Annotated in this window: 16 protein-coding genes and 4 tRNA genes; 17 read left to right on the top strand and 3 right to left on the bottom strand. The window is 65.8% G+C overall.

Going from position 1 to position 14760, the window contains the following annotated elements:
* Positions 1-267: 267 nt before the first annotated feature.
* Entirely contained in the window at positions 268-714 is a 447-nt protein-coding gene (locus ON20_RS22880) for a helix-turn-helix domain-containing protein (protein WP_040838474.1), read from the bottom strand.
* Between the two features lie 7 nt (positions 715-721).
* Positions 722-1927, bottom strand: a complete 1206-nt coding sequence (locus ON20_RS22875) for a geranylgeranyl reductase family protein (RefSeq protein WP_438803431.1) — start codon at positions 1925-1927, stop codon at positions 722-724.
* 338 nt (positions 1928-2265) lie between these two features.
* On the opposite strand from ON20_RS22875, the gene ON20_RS22870 reads away from it, so the two are divergent.
* Together ON20_RS22870 and htpX are read left to right on the top strand one after the other, a co-directional pair.
* Positions 2266-3288 (top strand): polyprenyl synthetase family protein, encoded by a 1023-nt coding sequence (locus ON20_RS22870; RefSeq protein WP_040838472.1) that lies wholly within the window; start codon positions 2266-2268, stop codon positions 3286-3288.
* A 328-nt stretch (positions 3289-3616) separates the two neighbouring features.
* Positions 3617-4501, top strand: coding sequence for a zinc metalloprotease HtpX (gene htpX, locus ON20_RS22865; RefSeq protein WP_040838470.1), 885 nt, complete (start codon positions 3617-3619; stop codon positions 4499-4501).
* Positions 4502-4545: 44 nt separating this feature from the next.
* Here htpX and ON20_RS22860 read toward each other — a convergent pair whose 3' ends face one another.
* Positions 4546-5037, bottom strand: coding sequence for a YajQ family cyclic di-GMP-binding protein (locus ON20_RS22860; protein ID WP_040838468.1), 492 nt, complete (start codon positions 5035-5037; stop codon positions 4546-4548).
* A 173-nt stretch (positions 5038-5210) separates the two neighbouring features.
* Here ON20_RS22860 and ON20_RS22855 point away from each other — a divergent pair.
* The 15 genes from ON20_RS22855 to ON20_RS22785 all read left to right on the top strand — a co-directional run.
* Positions 5211-5293: transfer RNA gene (locus ON20_RS22855), tRNA-Tyr, on the top strand.
* A 341-nt stretch (positions 5294-5634) separates the two neighbouring features.
* A tRNA-Thr gene (locus ON20_RS22850) sits at positions 5635-5707 on the top strand.
* Between the two features lie 72 nt (positions 5708-5779).
* Positions 5780-5852 (top strand) — tRNA-Met (locus ON20_RS22845).
* A 45-nt stretch (positions 5853-5897) separates the two neighbouring features.
* Positions 5898-6068 carry a 50S ribosomal protein L33 gene (gene rpmG, locus ON20_RS22840; RefSeq protein ID WP_011211653.1) on the top strand — a complete coding sequence of 57 codons (171 nt, stop codon included), beginning with the start codon at positions 5898-5900 and terminating at the stop codon, positions 6066-6068.
* A 262-nt stretch (positions 6069-6330) separates the two neighbouring features.
* Positions 6331-7413 (top strand): fused (3R)-hydroxyacyl-ACP dehydratase subunits HadA/HadB, encoded by a 1083-nt coding sequence (locus tag ON20_RS22835; RefSeq protein WP_040838465.1) that lies wholly within the window; start codon positions 6331-6333, stop codon positions 7411-7413.
* Between the two features lie 260 nt (positions 7414-7673).
* Positions 7674-7746, top strand: a tRNA-Trp gene (locus ON20_RS22830).
* Between the two features lie 37 nt (positions 7747-7783).
* Positions 7784-8182: a preprotein translocase subunit SecE gene (gene secE, locus ON20_RS22825; RefSeq protein WP_040838464.1), complete on the top strand. Its 399-nt coding sequence runs from the start codon at positions 7784-7786 to the stop codon at positions 8180-8182.
* A 112-nt stretch (positions 8183-8294) separates the two neighbouring features.
* Complete coding sequence (gene nusG / locus ON20_RS22820) at positions 8295-9068, top strand: transcription termination/antitermination protein NusG (RefSeq protein ID WP_040838462.1); 774 nt, start codon at positions 8295-8297, stop codon at positions 9066-9068.
* An 82-nt stretch (positions 9069-9150) separates the two neighbouring features.
* Complete coding sequence (rplK, locus tag ON20_RS22815) at positions 9151-9585, top strand: 50S ribosomal protein L11 (protein ID WP_040838460.1); 435 nt, start codon at positions 9151-9153, stop codon at positions 9583-9585.
* Positions 9586-9705: 120 nt separating this feature from the next.
* Positions 9706-10419 (top strand): 50S ribosomal protein L1, encoded by a 714-nt coding sequence (gene rplA, locus ON20_RS22810; protein WP_040838459.1) that lies wholly within the window; start codon positions 9706-9708, stop codon positions 10417-10419.
* A 239-nt stretch (positions 10420-10658) separates the two neighbouring features.
* Entirely contained in the window at positions 10659-11051 is a 393-nt protein-coding gene (locus ON20_RS22805; RefSeq protein ID WP_245547403.1) for an NADPH-dependent FMN reductase, read from the top strand.
* A 416-nt stretch (positions 11052-11467) separates the two neighbouring features.
* On the top strand, positions 11468-12007 hold the full coding sequence (rplJ, locus tag ON20_RS22800; protein ID WP_040838458.1) for a 50S ribosomal protein L10: 540 nt from the start codon (positions 11468-11470) through the stop codon (positions 12005-12007).
* A 67-nt stretch (positions 12008-12074) separates the two neighbouring features.
* A complete protein-coding gene (gene rplL / locus ON20_RS22795; protein ID WP_040838457.1) occupies positions 12075-12455 on the top strand; it encodes a 50S ribosomal protein L7/L12 in 381 nt (126 codons plus the stop codon).
* 224 nt (positions 12456-12679) lie between these two features.
* Positions 12680-13798 (top strand): ABC transporter ATP-binding protein, encoded by a 1119-nt coding sequence (locus ON20_RS22790; RefSeq protein WP_281032896.1) that lies wholly within the window; start codon positions 12680-12682, stop codon positions 13796-13798.
* Between the two features lie 620 nt (positions 13799-14418).
* The coding region (locus ON20_RS22785) for a hypothetical protein (protein WP_174361919.1) at positions 14419-14760 on the top strand (342 nt) is incomplete at its 3' end.

Raw genomic sequence — 14760 nt, 5'->3', positions numbered from 1 at the left:
TGATATCGCTTCGGGTGGTCCGGACCCGGGGCGGGCTGCGACCGTTGGGTGAGATGTCCGAGGGGGCGTGGGGCGGGGTCTATTGTCTGGGGCTTCCCCCTCTCGTGAGGCAGAGACCAGGGCTCCGCTCCGAGGGGTGCGGCCGGGGCGGGCCAGTGATCGCCGGGTGCGGCGGTTCGTACGGGGGTGTTCTGTTTCTGTGAGCGCCGGCAGGCAGGGCTCGGTTTCGCCTCTTCGCATGGATGCGGCTGCCGCACGGTGTATTGGTCAGTGGGGGCGTGGCGTGTCGCTTGGGGGGCGAGGTGGGGGTTTGCGGTCGGACAGGCCGTGCATGAACACGTAGCAGCCGGGGATACGGGGTGCGCCGTCGGCGAACTTCGCCTGATAGGCGGACGGGGACATTCCCACCAGTTCGGTGAATTTGCGGGAGAAGGATCCGAGGCTGGTGTACCCGACCAGCAGGCATACCTCTGTCACGGTGGTGTTGGTGGCGCGCAACAGATCCTGGGCCCGTTCGATCCGCCGCTCGGCCAGATACACGGCGGGCGTCTTGCCGTAGGTCGCCGCGAAACAGCGCAGGAAGTGGTACTTCGATACGCCCGCCGCCGCGGCCATACCGTCCAGGTCCAATGGTCGCGCGTAATGGCGGTCGGCGAGATCGCGTGCCCTCCGCAGATGTGGGAGCAGTTCCTCGGGTACCGGGCGGGAAACCATTGTCGACCTACCCGAACGGCGGCCGCTCGTCGAACCGCATGGACGCCTGCCCGGCCGTCCGCCAGGCCCGCGCGACCAGATCCACGTCCTCATCGGTGACCAGATTGCCCATCAGGCGAACGGCGGTGCGCTGCAAGAACTTCGACCGCATTACCGGTGGTCCGCCCGTGGGCACCATCCGCGGATGCGTGGCCAGTCCAGCGATCCGCCGCGCCACCGAATACGTGCGACCGTATTTGGTGCGCAACAGGTCCGGCCACACGTGGGTCAGATCCGGCTCGTCCAGCAGGTGGGCGAGCATATGCCCACCCTCCAGGCCATAGTCGATACCTTCGCCGTTGAGTGGGTTCACACAGCCGGCGGCATCCCCTACCAGCGCCCAGTTGCGGCCGGCGACGGTCGATACCGCACCGCCCATCGGCAGCAACGCCGAAGCGACCGCGCGCAGGGGACCGGTCAGCCGCCATTCGTCCCGGCGCAGCGCGGTGTAATGCTCGAGCAGCGGTTTCAACGCGATATGGGACGGACGCCGCTCGGTGGCCAGCGAACCGACCCCGATATTCACCTCGCCGTTTGCGAGCGGGAAAACCCACCCGTACCCGGGGACCAGCGCATTGTCGGCGTCGCGCAGTTCCAGATGTGAGGTGATCCACTGATCGTCGCTGCGGGCGGACGCGATATAGGCCCGGGCAGCCACCCCGTACGCGTATCGGCGGTGCCAGGTACGGCCCAGCATCTTGCCGACCGGGGAACGGACACCGTCGGCGACGACGAGGGTTTCACAGGCGATTTCATGGGAGGCGCCGCCGCACCGCACGGTCACCCCGCTCACTCGGCCGCCGTCTCGGGACACCGCGACGACCTTCGTCCCGTCCAGCGCCCTTGCGCCCGATTTCACCGCGGTCTCACGCAGTTTGTCGTCGAGTTCGGTACGAGGCACCGCGCTGCCGTAGGTCGGGAACGGGCCACCGGGCCACGGCAATAGCGCCTCTCGGCCGAATCCGGCCATCCGCAGTCCGTGGTTGACGGTGTGTGCGCGCACCCATTCGCCGAGGCCCAGGTCTTCCAACTCCGCCGTCGCGCGTGGGGTGAGACCGTCACCGCAGGTCTTGTCCCTGGGGAAGACCGCGGAATCGACCAGTAGGACATCTCGGCCGCTCCGCGCGGCCCAAGCGGCGGCCGCCGAACCCGCCGGGCCCGCGCCCACCACCAACACCTGGGTACGGGTCGGGAGCGCGCCGCACCGTGCCGCATCGTCCCCCCGCGGTGACGGGCCGTCGTCTTCGGACCCGCTGCGGGGCCGGCGCGTCGGGTGAGCGGCCGAGCCGCCTTGCCCTGATGATGTGTCGCTACCGTCTTCGGGACCGACGCCCGGCCGCGCACGGTCGGCCGGCGTGGCTTCTTCCGGTGCACCCATGGCGTCAATAGTCGCAGGGCGTACCGGTCGTGTCGACGCCCGGTACGGTGCACAGTGACGGTGTTCATGGGCCTCAGGGCATGAACACGCTAGGTTCTTTCACCGTGGGGTCGGACGCGTCTCTGGGAGAAGATATGAGCACATCTGCTGTGAGCGAGGCGAGCACGGTGGTGGCGGGGGTAGATCTCGGTGACGCCGAGCTCGCCGTAACAGTGCGCAACGGCCTGGACGGGGTGGAGAAACTACTGGTCGACGAGCTGTCCGACGGCGCGGAATTCCTTCGCGAGGCGGCCTTGCACCTGACCAGGGCCGGAGGCAAACGCTTTCGGCCGCTGTTCACCATCCTCACCGGTCAGCTCGGTCCGCGTCCCACCGATCCGGACCTGATCACCGCGGGCACCGTCATCGAACTCGTACATCTGGCCACCCTCTACCACGACGATGTGATGGACGAGGCCACCATGCGTCGCGGTGCCCCCAGCGTGAACTCCCGATGGGGCAACAGTATTGCCATTCTCGCGGGCGACTATCTGTTCGCCCACGCCTCGCGCCTGGTGTCCACGCTGGGGCCGGACGCGGTGCGGACCATCGCCGAAACCTTCGCCGAACTCGTCACCGGTCAGATGCGGGAAACCATGGGAGCCGCCGAGTCCCCGGACGCGGTCGCGCACTATCTGCGCACGGTGTGGGAGAAGACAGGATCCCTGATCGCCGCCGCCGGGCGGTTCGGCGGCACCTTCTCCGGCGCCGACAGCGAACACGTGGAGCGGCTGGCCCGCCTCGGTGACGCGGTCGGCACCGCGTTCCAGATCTCGGACGACCTCATCGATATCTCCTCCGAGGCCGCTCAGTCGGGTAAGACTCCCGGCACCGACCTGCGCGAGGGTGTGCATACACTGCCGGTGCTCTACGCCCTGCGCGAGGAGGGCCCCGACGGCGACCGGTTGCGTGCCCTCCTGCACCATCCGCCGACGACCGACGCCGAGGTCGCCGAGGCGCTCGAACTGCTCGGCCGCTCGCCCGGTATGACCAAGGCCACGGAGAAGCTGCGGGAGTACGCCGGTATGGCGCATGCCGAACTCGCGGCGCTGCCGCAGGGGCCGGCCAACGACGCGCTGGTCCGGCTCGTGCAGTACACCATCGAACGGGTCGGTTGAGCTGTGTCGTCCGGCCGCGCCATTCGGCACCCCGAGACTTGTGCCTGCGGCACGGCGCTTCGGAGTGCCGAAACGCGTGATGGCCGCGAACGGGTCGCGATGGCGCGGCGCCTATGGGGTTGAGATGGGGGCGGGGGTGTGCCCAGGCCGTGCACGAGGGGGTTTGTTCGGTGATTGCCGAGGGTGGTTCGGTCGGTCGCTGGACTCGGCCGGCGTAACCGTCGGGGAACTTCGGCATCGCCCGGTTCGTTATGGTTCTGTACCGCTCAGCGGGGTAGTAGCCCTCGGCAAGCTGGGTCCAGAGCACGCGAGCGAATACAGGAGCTGTATGCACGGGCACGGGTTTGCGAATGGAGTAAAAACCTTCGGGCTCATGGTCGGACTCTCCGCTCTGATCGTGTTCGCCGGAGCGATGTTCCGCAACACCACGATCCTGATCGTGGCGATTGTGCTGGCCGTCGCCGTGAACGGTTACGCCTACTTCAACAGCGACAGGCTCGCCCTGAAGGCCATGCGGGCCCAGCCGGTGACCGAACTGCAGGCGCCGGTCATCTACCGCATAGTGCGGGAACTGGCCACCGCCGCTCGGCAGCCCATGCCGCGCCTCTACATCAGCCCCACCAACGCCCCCAATGCCTTCGCCACCGGCCGCAACCCTCGACATGCCGCCGTGTGCTGCACCAGCGGGATCCTGCAGATCCTGAGCGAACGGGAGCTGCGCGCGGTGCTCGGCCACGAACTGTCGCACGTCTACAACCGGGATATCCTCATCTCCTCGGTGGCCGGTGCGCTGGCCGCGGTGATCTCCGGTCTGGCCAATCTCGCGTTCTTCGCCTCCGCGTTCGGCGGCAACCGCGACGGAGCCGGCCCCAATATGCTCGGCGTGTTGCTGGTGTCGCTGCTCGGCCCGATCGCCGCCACCCTGGTCAGGCTGGCGGTCTCCCGGTCCCGGGAATACCAGGCCGACCAATCCGGCGCCGAACTCACCGGCGACCCGCTGGCCCTGGCCTCGGCGCTGCGCAAACTCGAACGCGGCGTCCAGGCGGCGCCGCTACCGCCCGAGCCGCGGCTGACGGCACAGTCGCACCTGATGATCGCCAACCCGTTCCGTGCGGGCGATCGCGCCGCGCGCCTGTTCTCCACCCATCCGCCGATCGCCGACCGCGTTGCCCGCCTGGAGCAACTCGCGGGCAGGCCACCCGGACACGGCTGACAAACCCGTGACCGGCGGGAAAGCCGGGCGACCGGTGAAAAGCCCTACCGGTAATTCACGAACTGGAGTGCGATACCGAAGTCCTCGTCCTTCAACAGCGAGATCACGGCCTGCAGATCGTCGCGCTTCTTACCGCTCACCCGTAGTTCGTCGCCCTGGATCTGCGCCTTGACCCCCTTGGGGCCCTCGTCCCGGATCTTCTTGGAGATCTTCTTCGCGCGCTCCGCGTCGATTCCCTGCACCAAGGAACCGGTGATCTTGTAGATCTTCCCCGAGGCCGCCGGTTCGCCCGCGTCGAACGCCTTGAGCGAGATATCCCGCCGGATGAGCTTTTCTTTGAAAACCTCCAACGCGGCCTTCACTCGATCCTCGGACTCCGCGCTCAGCACTATCTTGTCCTCGCCGGACCATTCGATCGTCGCCCCGGTGCCGCGGAAGTCGTAGCGGGTGTTCAGCTCCTTCTCCGCCTGATGCAGGGCGTTGTCGACCTCCTGTCGGTCGACCTTGCTCACGACATCGAATGACGAATCGGCCACACTGCGCTCCTGTCCTGACAGATCCCGACTGAGTGTGCACGGGGAGGTTCCCGGCACCACACAGTTTTACCCCCAGCCGGTGAATGAGTCATCCGGCACCGCCTATGTCCAGGCGGTTTGCATTCAGGGTGCGGGTTCGTTGTATTCTGCTCTGCGCGCAGAACAAGCGCTTCGGCAGGTTGCCCGAGCGGCCAATGGGAGCAGACTGTAAATCTGTCGGTGAAAGCCTACGTAGGTTCGAATCCTACACCTGCCACTCCATTCGGAGACGAGCCCTGGATGCGGAAAGCGCATCCAGGGCTCGTTTCATTATTCCTATGAGGTGCGGCCCTCACACCCCGCCCGGAGGGCTTCGCTCCCGGCTCCGTTTCCGTGGTTGTGCCGCGTGTGGGTCGATGGGGGTCTTCTCGTGTGATTTCGGTCGAGGCCTACTCGCTGTGGGCGGAGGCGAGGGGGTGGGCTTTCTCGATGGTGTGTTGCTGTGAAAAAACTGCCTCTGGCCTCGTGGTTTGGAGCTCTCGGTGGTGAGTGTGTACTCTCGTTCAAGTCTTCGAGGCAGCGGGACGAGTACATTGAGTCTCGGTGCCGGGAAGTCATGCCCCCTTAGCTCAGTCGGCAGAGCGTTTCCATGGTAAGGAAAAGGTCAACGGTTCGATTCCGTTAGGGGGCTCGCCGGATTGCCGGTGGTGTCCGACTCGGCACTCCAGGGGCCGCGGCATCACCGCCGCAAGATCGTGCACAAGGCGGTGTAGCTCAGGCGGTAGAGCAAACGACTCATAATCGTTGTGTCGCCGGTTCGAGTCCGGCCATCGCTACCCAATACTGATTGACCCTCAGGTTGACCGGAAAGAAGGCATATCGTGGCCGCGAAGTCCACCGATGTCCGGCCAAAGATCACCTTGGCCTGTGAGCAGTGCAAGCATCGCAACTACATCACCAAGAAGAACCGGCGCAACGACCCAGACCGGCTGGAACTGAAGAAGTTCTGCCCGAACTGTGGCACTCACCGGGCGCACCGCGAATCTCGTTGATCACTTGCGTGACGCTGCCGCACGCGGCGTGACCCGGCAGTCGGAGTCGTTCGCGCACTCCGACACGCAGAGGCGCCGGTAGCCACCGGTTCCATTTTCCGGTAGCCGGCCAAATGCCGTGGTCGTCGCACATGGTCGTGCAATCGTCCGGGGAACGATGATCCCGGAAATGTCGGCTCGTAATCCGAGCCGCATACGCGGTGGTGCGCGCTCCGGAGACTCCGGGCCAGCGGGGTCAGATAGGTACATTCCTGCCGTGACTATGAACACCACCGATACAGACGAAGCGGTCACCGTCCAGTTGGACGAGGCGGATTTCGATCCCGCCGCCCACGCCGCCGCCATGGTCGGCCACCATTACCGCGTCGACGACTACTACGAAGTCGGCCGTGAGAAGGTGCGGGAATACGCCCGGGCCGTCCAGGACTACCACCAGGTGCACTGGGATGAGGACGTCGCGCACGAGTACGGCCACGGCGGCCTGGTCGCTCCGCTGACCTTCATCTCACTCGTCGGCATTCTGGCCCAGCGCAAACTGTTCGAAACGGTGGTCACCGGCTACGACCTGAGCCAGATCATGCAGACCGACCAGATCCTGGAATTCCACCGGCCCATCAGAGTCGGTGACCGGTTGGTCTGCGATGTCTACCTGCACTCGTTCCGGCAGGCGTTCGGCGGCGACATCATCGTCACCAAGAACATCGTCACCGACCAGCACGACGAACTGGTGCTCACCACCTACACCACGCTGGTCGGCCGCAGCGGCGGTGATATCGACCCGAACCTCACCGATGCGGTGCGCCATGTCCTGATGCACGGCAACGGCGACGACAGGACCGAACCCGACCATCGTTCGCGCACCCTCGGCGTGCCCACGGCGCCCGCGCCGGCCGCCGAACCGCCTCGGTTCGCGGCCAGTAGGTTCGCGCGTGGTTTCGACGAGGTCTCGGTCGGTGACGAGCTGCCCCCGCGGACCGTGCTACTGACCCGAGGTGACCTGGTCAACTACGCCGGTGTTTCCGGTGACGCCAACCCCATCCACTGGAGTGATGAGGTCGTCAAACTGGTCGGGCTGGACGATGTCGTCGCGCACGGCATGCTGACCATGGGGCTGGGCGGCGGTTTCGTCACCTCCTGGCTCGGCGACCCCGGTGCGGTGAAGGAATACAACGTCCGGTTCACCAGTCCGGTTTTCGTCGGCGCGAAGGAGGCGGCCGAGATCGAGTACACGGGCAAGATCAAATCCGTGGATCCGGAGAGCCGGACGGCCGTCGTCGCCATTGTGGCGAAGTCGGGGGGCCGCAAGATCTTCGGCCGTGCGACCGCTACCGTGCAGCTGTCCTGACCTGGTTCGGTACCCCTGATTGGCTTATGTCGCAGGCCGTGCCGTACACTCGGGATTCTGGGGTCGCCAGCCGATGCGCGCTGCTCTGCAGGCTGGTTCCAAGCGGGTTCGAGCGTAGGCTGAGCATCAGCCGGAACGAACCCGCGGACGGGGCCGGTATCTGCCGGAGCGGCGCGCGTGTTGTGTGACACCACGACCGAACAACTGAATACAGCAGATGTGGCTGGAGGTGTTCCCTCCGGAGTGCACCACCCAGCCGAAGGGGCGTAGCTCAAATGGCAGAGCACCGGTCTCCAAAACCGGCGGTTGCAGGTTCAAGTCCTGTCGCCCCTGCCCTGGAAGACGGCGACGAGAGAGCGAGGAGGACGGTGTGAGCGACGAGCGGGACACTCGCCACGGCGGGTATGCCGCCGATCACGGCGATGACACCCTCGCCGCGCATCGGCCGAGCGGTAAGCGGTCCGCGCGACGGAGCCGCGCCGGCTCCTCCTCGGCAGTCGACACCGGTGCGATCGCCACCATCGATCGTCCCGTCGTACGCAAGGCTGCCAAGACCTCCGGCCAGGCCGACCGGTCGCGCAATCCGTTCAAGCGTTTGATCAAGTTTCTGCGTGAGGTGATCGCGGAACTGCGGAAGGTGATCTGGCCCAACCGGAAGCAGATGATCACCTATACGAGCGTTGTTCTGGTGTTCGTGGTCTTCATGGTCGCGTTCATCAACGGGTTGGACGTGGTGTTCATCAAGGGTGTCGACTGGCTGTTCGGCTAGCCGGGACCACAAGCCGGTAGCCGCCCCGGAGCGGGACGCCACGGGGTCGATCCGCCACGCCCGTACCCGGCACGCAGAGGATGCACGTGACGACACAGGAAGCGAGTGCCCAGTGAGCACCCCGGAGAACGACACCAGCGACGAGTTCCCGGTCGACGATACGACGGCCGAGCAGGCCGCTGAGCCCGTCGAGGAGTCGGCGTTCGACGCCGAGCCCGTGGCTGACGAGCCCGCACCCGCCCCGGTGGACGAGGCCCCCGCCGATCCGGCCGAGGAGATGAAGGCCGCGCTGCGTCGTGCGCCCGGCGAGTGGTATGTCATCCACTCCTACGCCGGTTACGAGAACAAGGTGAAGGCCAACCTCGAGACCCGTGTGCAGAACCTGGACCTGGAGGACTACATCTTCCAGGTGGAGGTGCCGACCGAAGAGGTCACCGAGATCAAGAACGGTCAGCGCAAGAACGTCAACCGCAAGGTGCTGCCCGGTTACATCCTGGTCCGGATGGACCTCAACGACGAGTCGTGGGGCGCCGTGCGCAACACCCCCGGCGTGACCGGGTTCGTCGGCGCGACCTCGCGGCCGTCCCCGCTGTCCATCGACGATGTGGTGAAGTTCCTGGTTCCGGCCGAGAAACAGAAGAAGGCGCCCGCCGCCGCGGCCACCACGACGGCGCCCGAGACCACGGCCGAAACCGCGGCCAAGCCGGCCATCGAGGTCGATTTCGAGGTCGGCGAGTCGGTGACCGTGATGGACGGTCCGTTCGCGACGCTGCCCGCCACCATTTCCGAGGTCAATGCCGAACAGCAGAAGCTCAAGGTCCTGGTCTCGATCTTCGGGCGCGAAACCCCGGTCGAACTGGAATTCACCAAGGTCGCCAAGATCTAGGCGGCGCCTGCGCCTCCCGGGACGAACGGTCCCGGGCCGGAACTTGCAAAGAGCAAGGAACCCATACAACTAGGAAAGAAAGATGCCCCCCAAGAAGAAGAAGCTCGCCGGGATCATCAAGCTTCAGATCCAGGCCGGCCAGGCGAACCCCGCCCCTCCGGTGGGTCCGGCGCTCGGTCAGCACGGCGTCAACATCATGGAGTTCTGCAAGGCGTACAATGCCGCGACCGAATCGCAGCGCGGCAATGTCGTCCCGGTTGAGATCTCGGTGTACGAGGACCGGTCCTTCGACTTCAAGCTGAAGACTCCGCCTGCCGCCAAGCTGCTGCTCAAGGCCGCCGGTGTGCAGAAGGGCTCGGCCGAGCCGCACCGCAACAAGGTCGCCAGGGTGACCATGGACCAGGTGCGCGAGATCGCCAAGACCAAGCAGGAAGATCTGAACGCCAACGATCTCGACCAGGCGGCCAAGATCATCGCCGGTACTGCACGTTCGATGGGTATCACCATCGAGGGCTGAGCGTCCGCGCCGGAGGCGTCAGCGCAGCCGTCCATCGAATATCAGGGCTGAACGCCACAGGTGGGAGGGCCGGCCAGGCCCGAACGACCACAGCTGAACCACGAACAGGACAGACGAAACATGGCAAAACGAAGCAAGGCATACCTCGCCGCGGCCGCCAAGGTCGACCGCAGCACGTTCTACTCCCCGCTCGCCGCCGCGCGGCTGGCCAAGGAGACCGCCACCACCAAGACCGATGCCACCGTCGAGGTCGCCATCCGGCTCGGGGTGGACCCCCGCAAGGCCGACCAGATGGTTCGCGGCACCGTGAATCTGCCGCACGGCACCGGTAAGACCGCTCGCGTCATCGTGTTCGCGGCCGGTGAGAAGGCCGCCGAGGCCGAGGCCGCCGGCGCGGACGCGGTCGGCGCCGAGGATCTGATCGAGCGGATCCAGGGCGGCTGGCTGGAGTTCGACGCCGCGATCGCCACTCCCGACCAGATGGCCAAGGTGGGTCGGATCGCCCGCGTGCTGGGCCCGCGCGGTCTGATGCCGAACCCGAAGACCGGCACGGTCACCACCGATGTGACCAAGGCGGTCAACGACATCAAGGGCGGCAAGATCAACTTCCGGGTCGACAAACAGGCCAACCTGCACTTCGTCATCGGCAAGGCGTCGTTCGACGACACCAAGCTGGTGGAGAACTACGGCGCCGCGCTGGATGAGATCCTGCGCGCCAAGCCGTCGACCGCGAAGGGCCGTTACGTCAAGAAGGTGACGGTTTCGACGAACACCGGACCGGGCATCCCGGTGGACCCGAACCGCACCCGCAACCTCCTCGACGAGGACGCGTAGGCGGTACGAGCCATGAGGGGCGGGAACGCGAACGGCGTTCCCGCCCCTCGTCGTATGCGGATTATCCCGGCGCGCTGGACCGTTGGCCTGTTCCATGACGGCTGTTCTGCTCATCTCGGGAAGCACACGCGCGGGTTCGAAGAATACGGCGGCACTGCGGACGGTGCAGGCCATCGCCCCGGAGGAAATCCGGGCACGCCGGTACGAGGGCCTGACCGGGTTGCCCGCCTTCGTTCCCGGTGACAGTGTGCCGGAACCGGTCGCGGTCGGCGAACTCCGCGCAGAACTCGCGCGCGGACGTGGTGCTGTTCTGTACGCCCGAATACGCGGGCACGCTCCCGGGCAGCCTGAAAAACCTACTGGACTGGACCGTCGGCTCCGCCGACCTGTACGGCAAGCCCGCGGCCTGGATCACCGTCGCACCACCGGGCCGCGGTGACGGTGCCACCGCGACGTTGGCGAGTGTTCTCGCGTATGTGGGTGCCGATGTCGATACGGCGATCTGCCCGCGGCTCCCGGTGCGTTCCGACGATATCGGCGCGGATGGTCTCGTCATGGCTGAGGCGTTCCGGGCGGTAGCACGCGCGGTGCTGACCGGGTTGCACGCTCGTTCCTCACGGACACCGCGGTGATCGGGGAGCGTCGGCCGAGCGTGTCGTTTCGGGCGGTTGTACGCGGACCGAATGCTCGGTACGAGGCGGTACGGCCGCCCGCAGTCGTGGGACCGATGGCTCGACCGGCCCGTTTTGGCAGATCGGAGGGTGTCACGGTACTCTTGACGACGGCTGTCGACATGTTCGACCGCTACCCAATCCGTTCTACCGAAGACCGTTGGTCGCTGATTCCGTATGGGGTCGGTCGAAGGTCCGGCGAAAGTGCCGGCGGCCCACGCAGGGAGAGCCGAGGCTGGGACTCCACACCATGGCTGTTTCGCCGTGATTCGGTGTTTCCTGTGCGCCCCGGAACGCTCTGCGTTCGGGGCGCTTGTTCTTTCGCCGGCCCCTGATCGGTAGTGCACTCGAACCGACCATCAGAGAGGAGGCGAAGTATGGCGAAACCCGAAAAGGTTGCCGCGGTCGCGGAGATCGCCGAGAAGTTCAAGAGTTCGACGGCCACCGTCATCACGGAATACCGTGGTCTGTCCGTGGGTGATCTCACCCGGCTGCGCCGTGAGCTCGGTGCCGAGGCCACGTACTCCGTCGCCAAGAACACCCTGGTGAAACGTGCTGCGGCCGAGGCGGGCGTGGAAGGCCTGGACGACCTGTTCGTCGGGCCTACCGCGATCGCGTTCATCGAAGGCGAACCGGTCAATGCCGCCAAGGCGATCAAGACCTTCGCCAAGGACAACAAGCAGCTCGTGATCAAGGGCGGCTACATGGACGGCGCCCCGCTGTCCGTGGCCGAGGTCGAGCGGATCGCCGACCTGGAGTCCCGCGAGGTGCTGCTGGCCAAGCTGGCCGGTGCCATGAAGGGCAACCTGGCCAAGGCCGCCGGTCTGTTCAACGCTCCCGCCTCGCAGGTGGCCCGCCTGGCCGCCGCGCTGCAGGAGAAGAAGCAGGCCGAGGGCGGGGCCGACGCCGCGGAGTAATCCGCACCCCCTACCCGCGGCGTGGTGTCCACCGCGCTTGCACAGAAACGATTGAAAGGAAACATCAATGGCCAACGTTGACGAGCTGCTCGAAACCTTCGGCAATATGACCCTGCTCGAGCTCTCCGACTTCGTGAAGAAGTTCGAGGAGAAGTTCGAGGTCACCGCCGCCGCTCCGGTCGCCGTCGCCGCCCCCGGCGCCGCTCCGGCCGCCGCCGAGGCCGTCGAGGAGCAGGACGAGTTCGACGTCATCCTCGAGGGCGCCGGTGACAAGAAGATCCAGGTCATCAAGGTGGTCCGCGAGATCGTCTCCGGCCTGGGCCTGAAGGAGGCCAAGGACCTCGTCGAGGGAGCCCCGAAGCCGATCCTGGAGAAGGTCACCAAGGAAGCGGCCGAGGCCGCCAAGGAGAAGCTGGCAGGCGCCGGCGCGAAGGTTACGGTCAAATAAATTTGACCTAATTCCTCGAAAATGGGCGGCCCCGCGGGGCCGCCCATTTTCGTTCGGTCACGGTGGCGAGTCGATCGGCAACGATCGTGATTCGGACCGCTTTCCGCCCGAAAAGCGTGCTTACCATTCGGTCAGGCAGAGATGTGCGCGGGTGGTCCCATGCGATACAGTGGCCGAACCCACTGTGACGTGACGCACCACTATCGGCGTGTGTGGATTCGCGGATGGGCTGCTCGCTGAGAATTGTGGAGGTTGGCGTGGGCGTCGAGGTCAGGACCGAAAGTGTAACCAAATCGTTCGGTTCACAACGGATTTGGCAGGACGTTTCTCTCACCTTGCCGGCGGGGGAGGTGAGCGCGCTACTCGGCCCGTCCGGTACCGGTAAGTCCGTATTCCTGAAGTCGTTGATCGGTCTGCTGCGCCCGGAACGTGGTTCGATCTATATCGGCAACACCGATATCACCACCTGCTCCAATAAGGAGCTGTACGAGATCCGCAAACTTTTCGGCGTGCTGTTTCAGGACGGCGCGCTGTTCGGCTCGATGAACCTCTTCGACAATGTCGCATTCCCGCTCCGTGAGCACACGAAGAAGCCGGAGAGCGAGATCAAGAAGATCGTTATGGAGAAGCTGGAGCTGACCGGTCTACTCGGGGCCGAGAACAAGCTACCCGGCGAGATCTCCGGTGGTATGCGCAAACGTGCCGGCCTGGCCCGTGCGCTGGTGCTGGATCCGCGGATCATCCTGGTCGACGAGCCGGACTCCGGTCTGGACCCGGTGCGAACCTCGTACCTGAGCCAGCTGCTGATCGATATCAACGCCCAGATCGACGCCACGATCCTGATCGTGACGCACAACATCAACCTTGCCCGTACCGTGCCGGACAACATCGGCATGCTGTTCCGCCGCCAGCTGGTCATGTTCGGCCCCCGGGAGGTGTTGCTGACCAGTGAGGAGCCGGTGGTCAAGCAGTTCCTCAACGGCCGCATGATCGGCCCGATCGGTATGTCCGAAGAGAAGGACGAGGCGCAGATGGCGCGCGAGCAGGCGCTGGTCGACGCCGGTCATCACCACGGTGGTGCCGAAGAGGTCGAGGGCATCATTCCGCAGATGCGCGCCACCCCGGGTATGCCGGTGCGGCAGGCGGTACACCGTCGCAAGGAGCGTGTCCGCCAGATCATGCACACCCTGCCCCCCGCGGCGCAGGCGGCGATCCGGGACTCGCTCGCGGAGAATGACGACACCCAGGTGATGGCCTACAACCCCGGTCTCGGCAGGGGGGCGGCCGCTCAGGGCGCGGTGTACGACCCGCCGACCGAACGTCACATCACTCCCAATATGTGATGTCGATCAACCCGGATACGTTCCCGACCGCGACGGTCGGTCCGCGGTCCGGTCGCATGCTCGTGGTCGAACAGGGCGCGTCGGTTCTCCCCGGCGCGCCCGTTCGTTGTGCCGGTGTCTCGTCTCCCTCTGCCGCCGGCCGGGTCGCCACGGTCGATCGGGATCGGAAAAGGTGATCTTGTAGTGCGGCAGGGGATCGGGTGGGGCCCAGGTAGGAGTGGCCACTTGACGAGCTTCGCCGGACCAGTCACGCTATTGGGAGCAGTGGTAGCTGTCGCCGAGATACCGACGGTCACCGCGCGGATCGTTACCGATGGGCACCGGCGCCCGAGGTGTGACGCGGCAGGCTCCGACGCAGCCAGCGAAGGGCCTGCCCGGCGTGCCGGCCGCGGAGGGGTCCGCGCGGATGGTACTTTGACACCTCCATGTAGGTAGGTGTAGGTTTGGACGTTGCGCTGGCTGCCTCCTGTCCATACCTCGATTCGCACACGTAAGTTCACCTTCCGGTGTTACTTCCGTTGTTGGCTGCTCGAGTCTCGTTCGGGGTGTAACCAGCGAGAATCTCAACAACCATGTAGCAGACAAGCGACGGTCGCGAACCGCCACGCGACACGCGTGAGGTGCTGGAAGGACGCATCTTGGCAGTCTCCACCCAGACAAGCGCCAATTCGAAGCCGGCTGTTGCCGGGGGTATCCCCGGTGCCCCGTTGCGGGTGTCATTCGCGAAGATCCGGGAACCGTTGGAAGTGCCCGGTCTCCTCGACCTACAAACCGAATCGTTCGCCTGGCTGATCGGCTCGCCGGAATGGCGCGAGCGTGCCGCCGCTCGCGGTGACGGCGGGATGGTCGGCGGACTCGAAGAAGTGCTGGAGGAGCTCTCGCCTATCGAGGACTTCTCCGGATCCATGTCCCTGTCCTTCTCCGACCCGCGCTTCGAGGAGGTCAAGGCCTCCATCGAGGAG

This window comes from Nocardia brevicatena NBRC 12119, from assembly GCF_000308495.1.
Taxonomy (GTDB): domain Bacteria; phylum Actinomycetota; class Actinomycetes; order Mycobacteriales; family Mycobacteriaceae; genus Nocardia; species Nocardia brevicatena.
This window is presented reverse-complemented; position numbering and strand designations above follow the sequence as displayed.

Bases quoted from the DNA above. Each gene is read 5' to 3' on its own strand.
- ON20_RS22880 (WP_040838474.1), bottom strand. From the start codon at position 714: ATGGTTTCCCGCCCGGTACCCGAGGAACTGCTCCCACATCTGCGGAGG.
- ON20_RS22870 (WP_040838472.1), top strand. From the start codon at position 2,266: ATGAGCACATCTGCTGTGAGCGAGGCGAGCACGGTGGTGGCGGGGGTA.
- htpX (WP_040838470.1), top strand. From the start codon at position 3,617: ATGCACGGGCACGGGTTTGCGAATGGAGTAAAAACCTTCGGGCTCATG.
- ON20_RS22835 (WP_040838465.1), top strand. From the start codon at position 6,331: ATGAACACCACCGATACAGACGAAGCGGTCACCGTCCAGTTGGACGAG.
- rplK (WP_040838460.1), top strand. From the start codon at position 9,151: ATGCCCCCCAAGAAGAAGAAGCTCGCCGGGATCATCAAGCTTCAGATC.
- rplA (WP_040838459.1), top strand. From the start codon at position 9,706: ATGGCAAAACGAAGCAAGGCATACCTCGCCGCGGCCGCCAAGGTCGAC.
- rplJ (WP_040838458.1), top strand. From the start codon at position 11,468: ATGGCGAAACCCGAAAAGGTTGCCGCGGTCGCGGAGATCGCCGAGAAG.
- rplL (WP_040838457.1), top strand. From the start codon at position 12,075: ATGGCCAACGTTGACGAGCTGCTCGAAACCTTCGGCAATATGACCCTG.
- ON20_RS22790 (WP_281032896.1), top strand. From the start codon at position 12,680: ATGGGCTGCTCGCTGAGAATTGTGGAGGTTGGCGTGGGCGTCGAGGTC.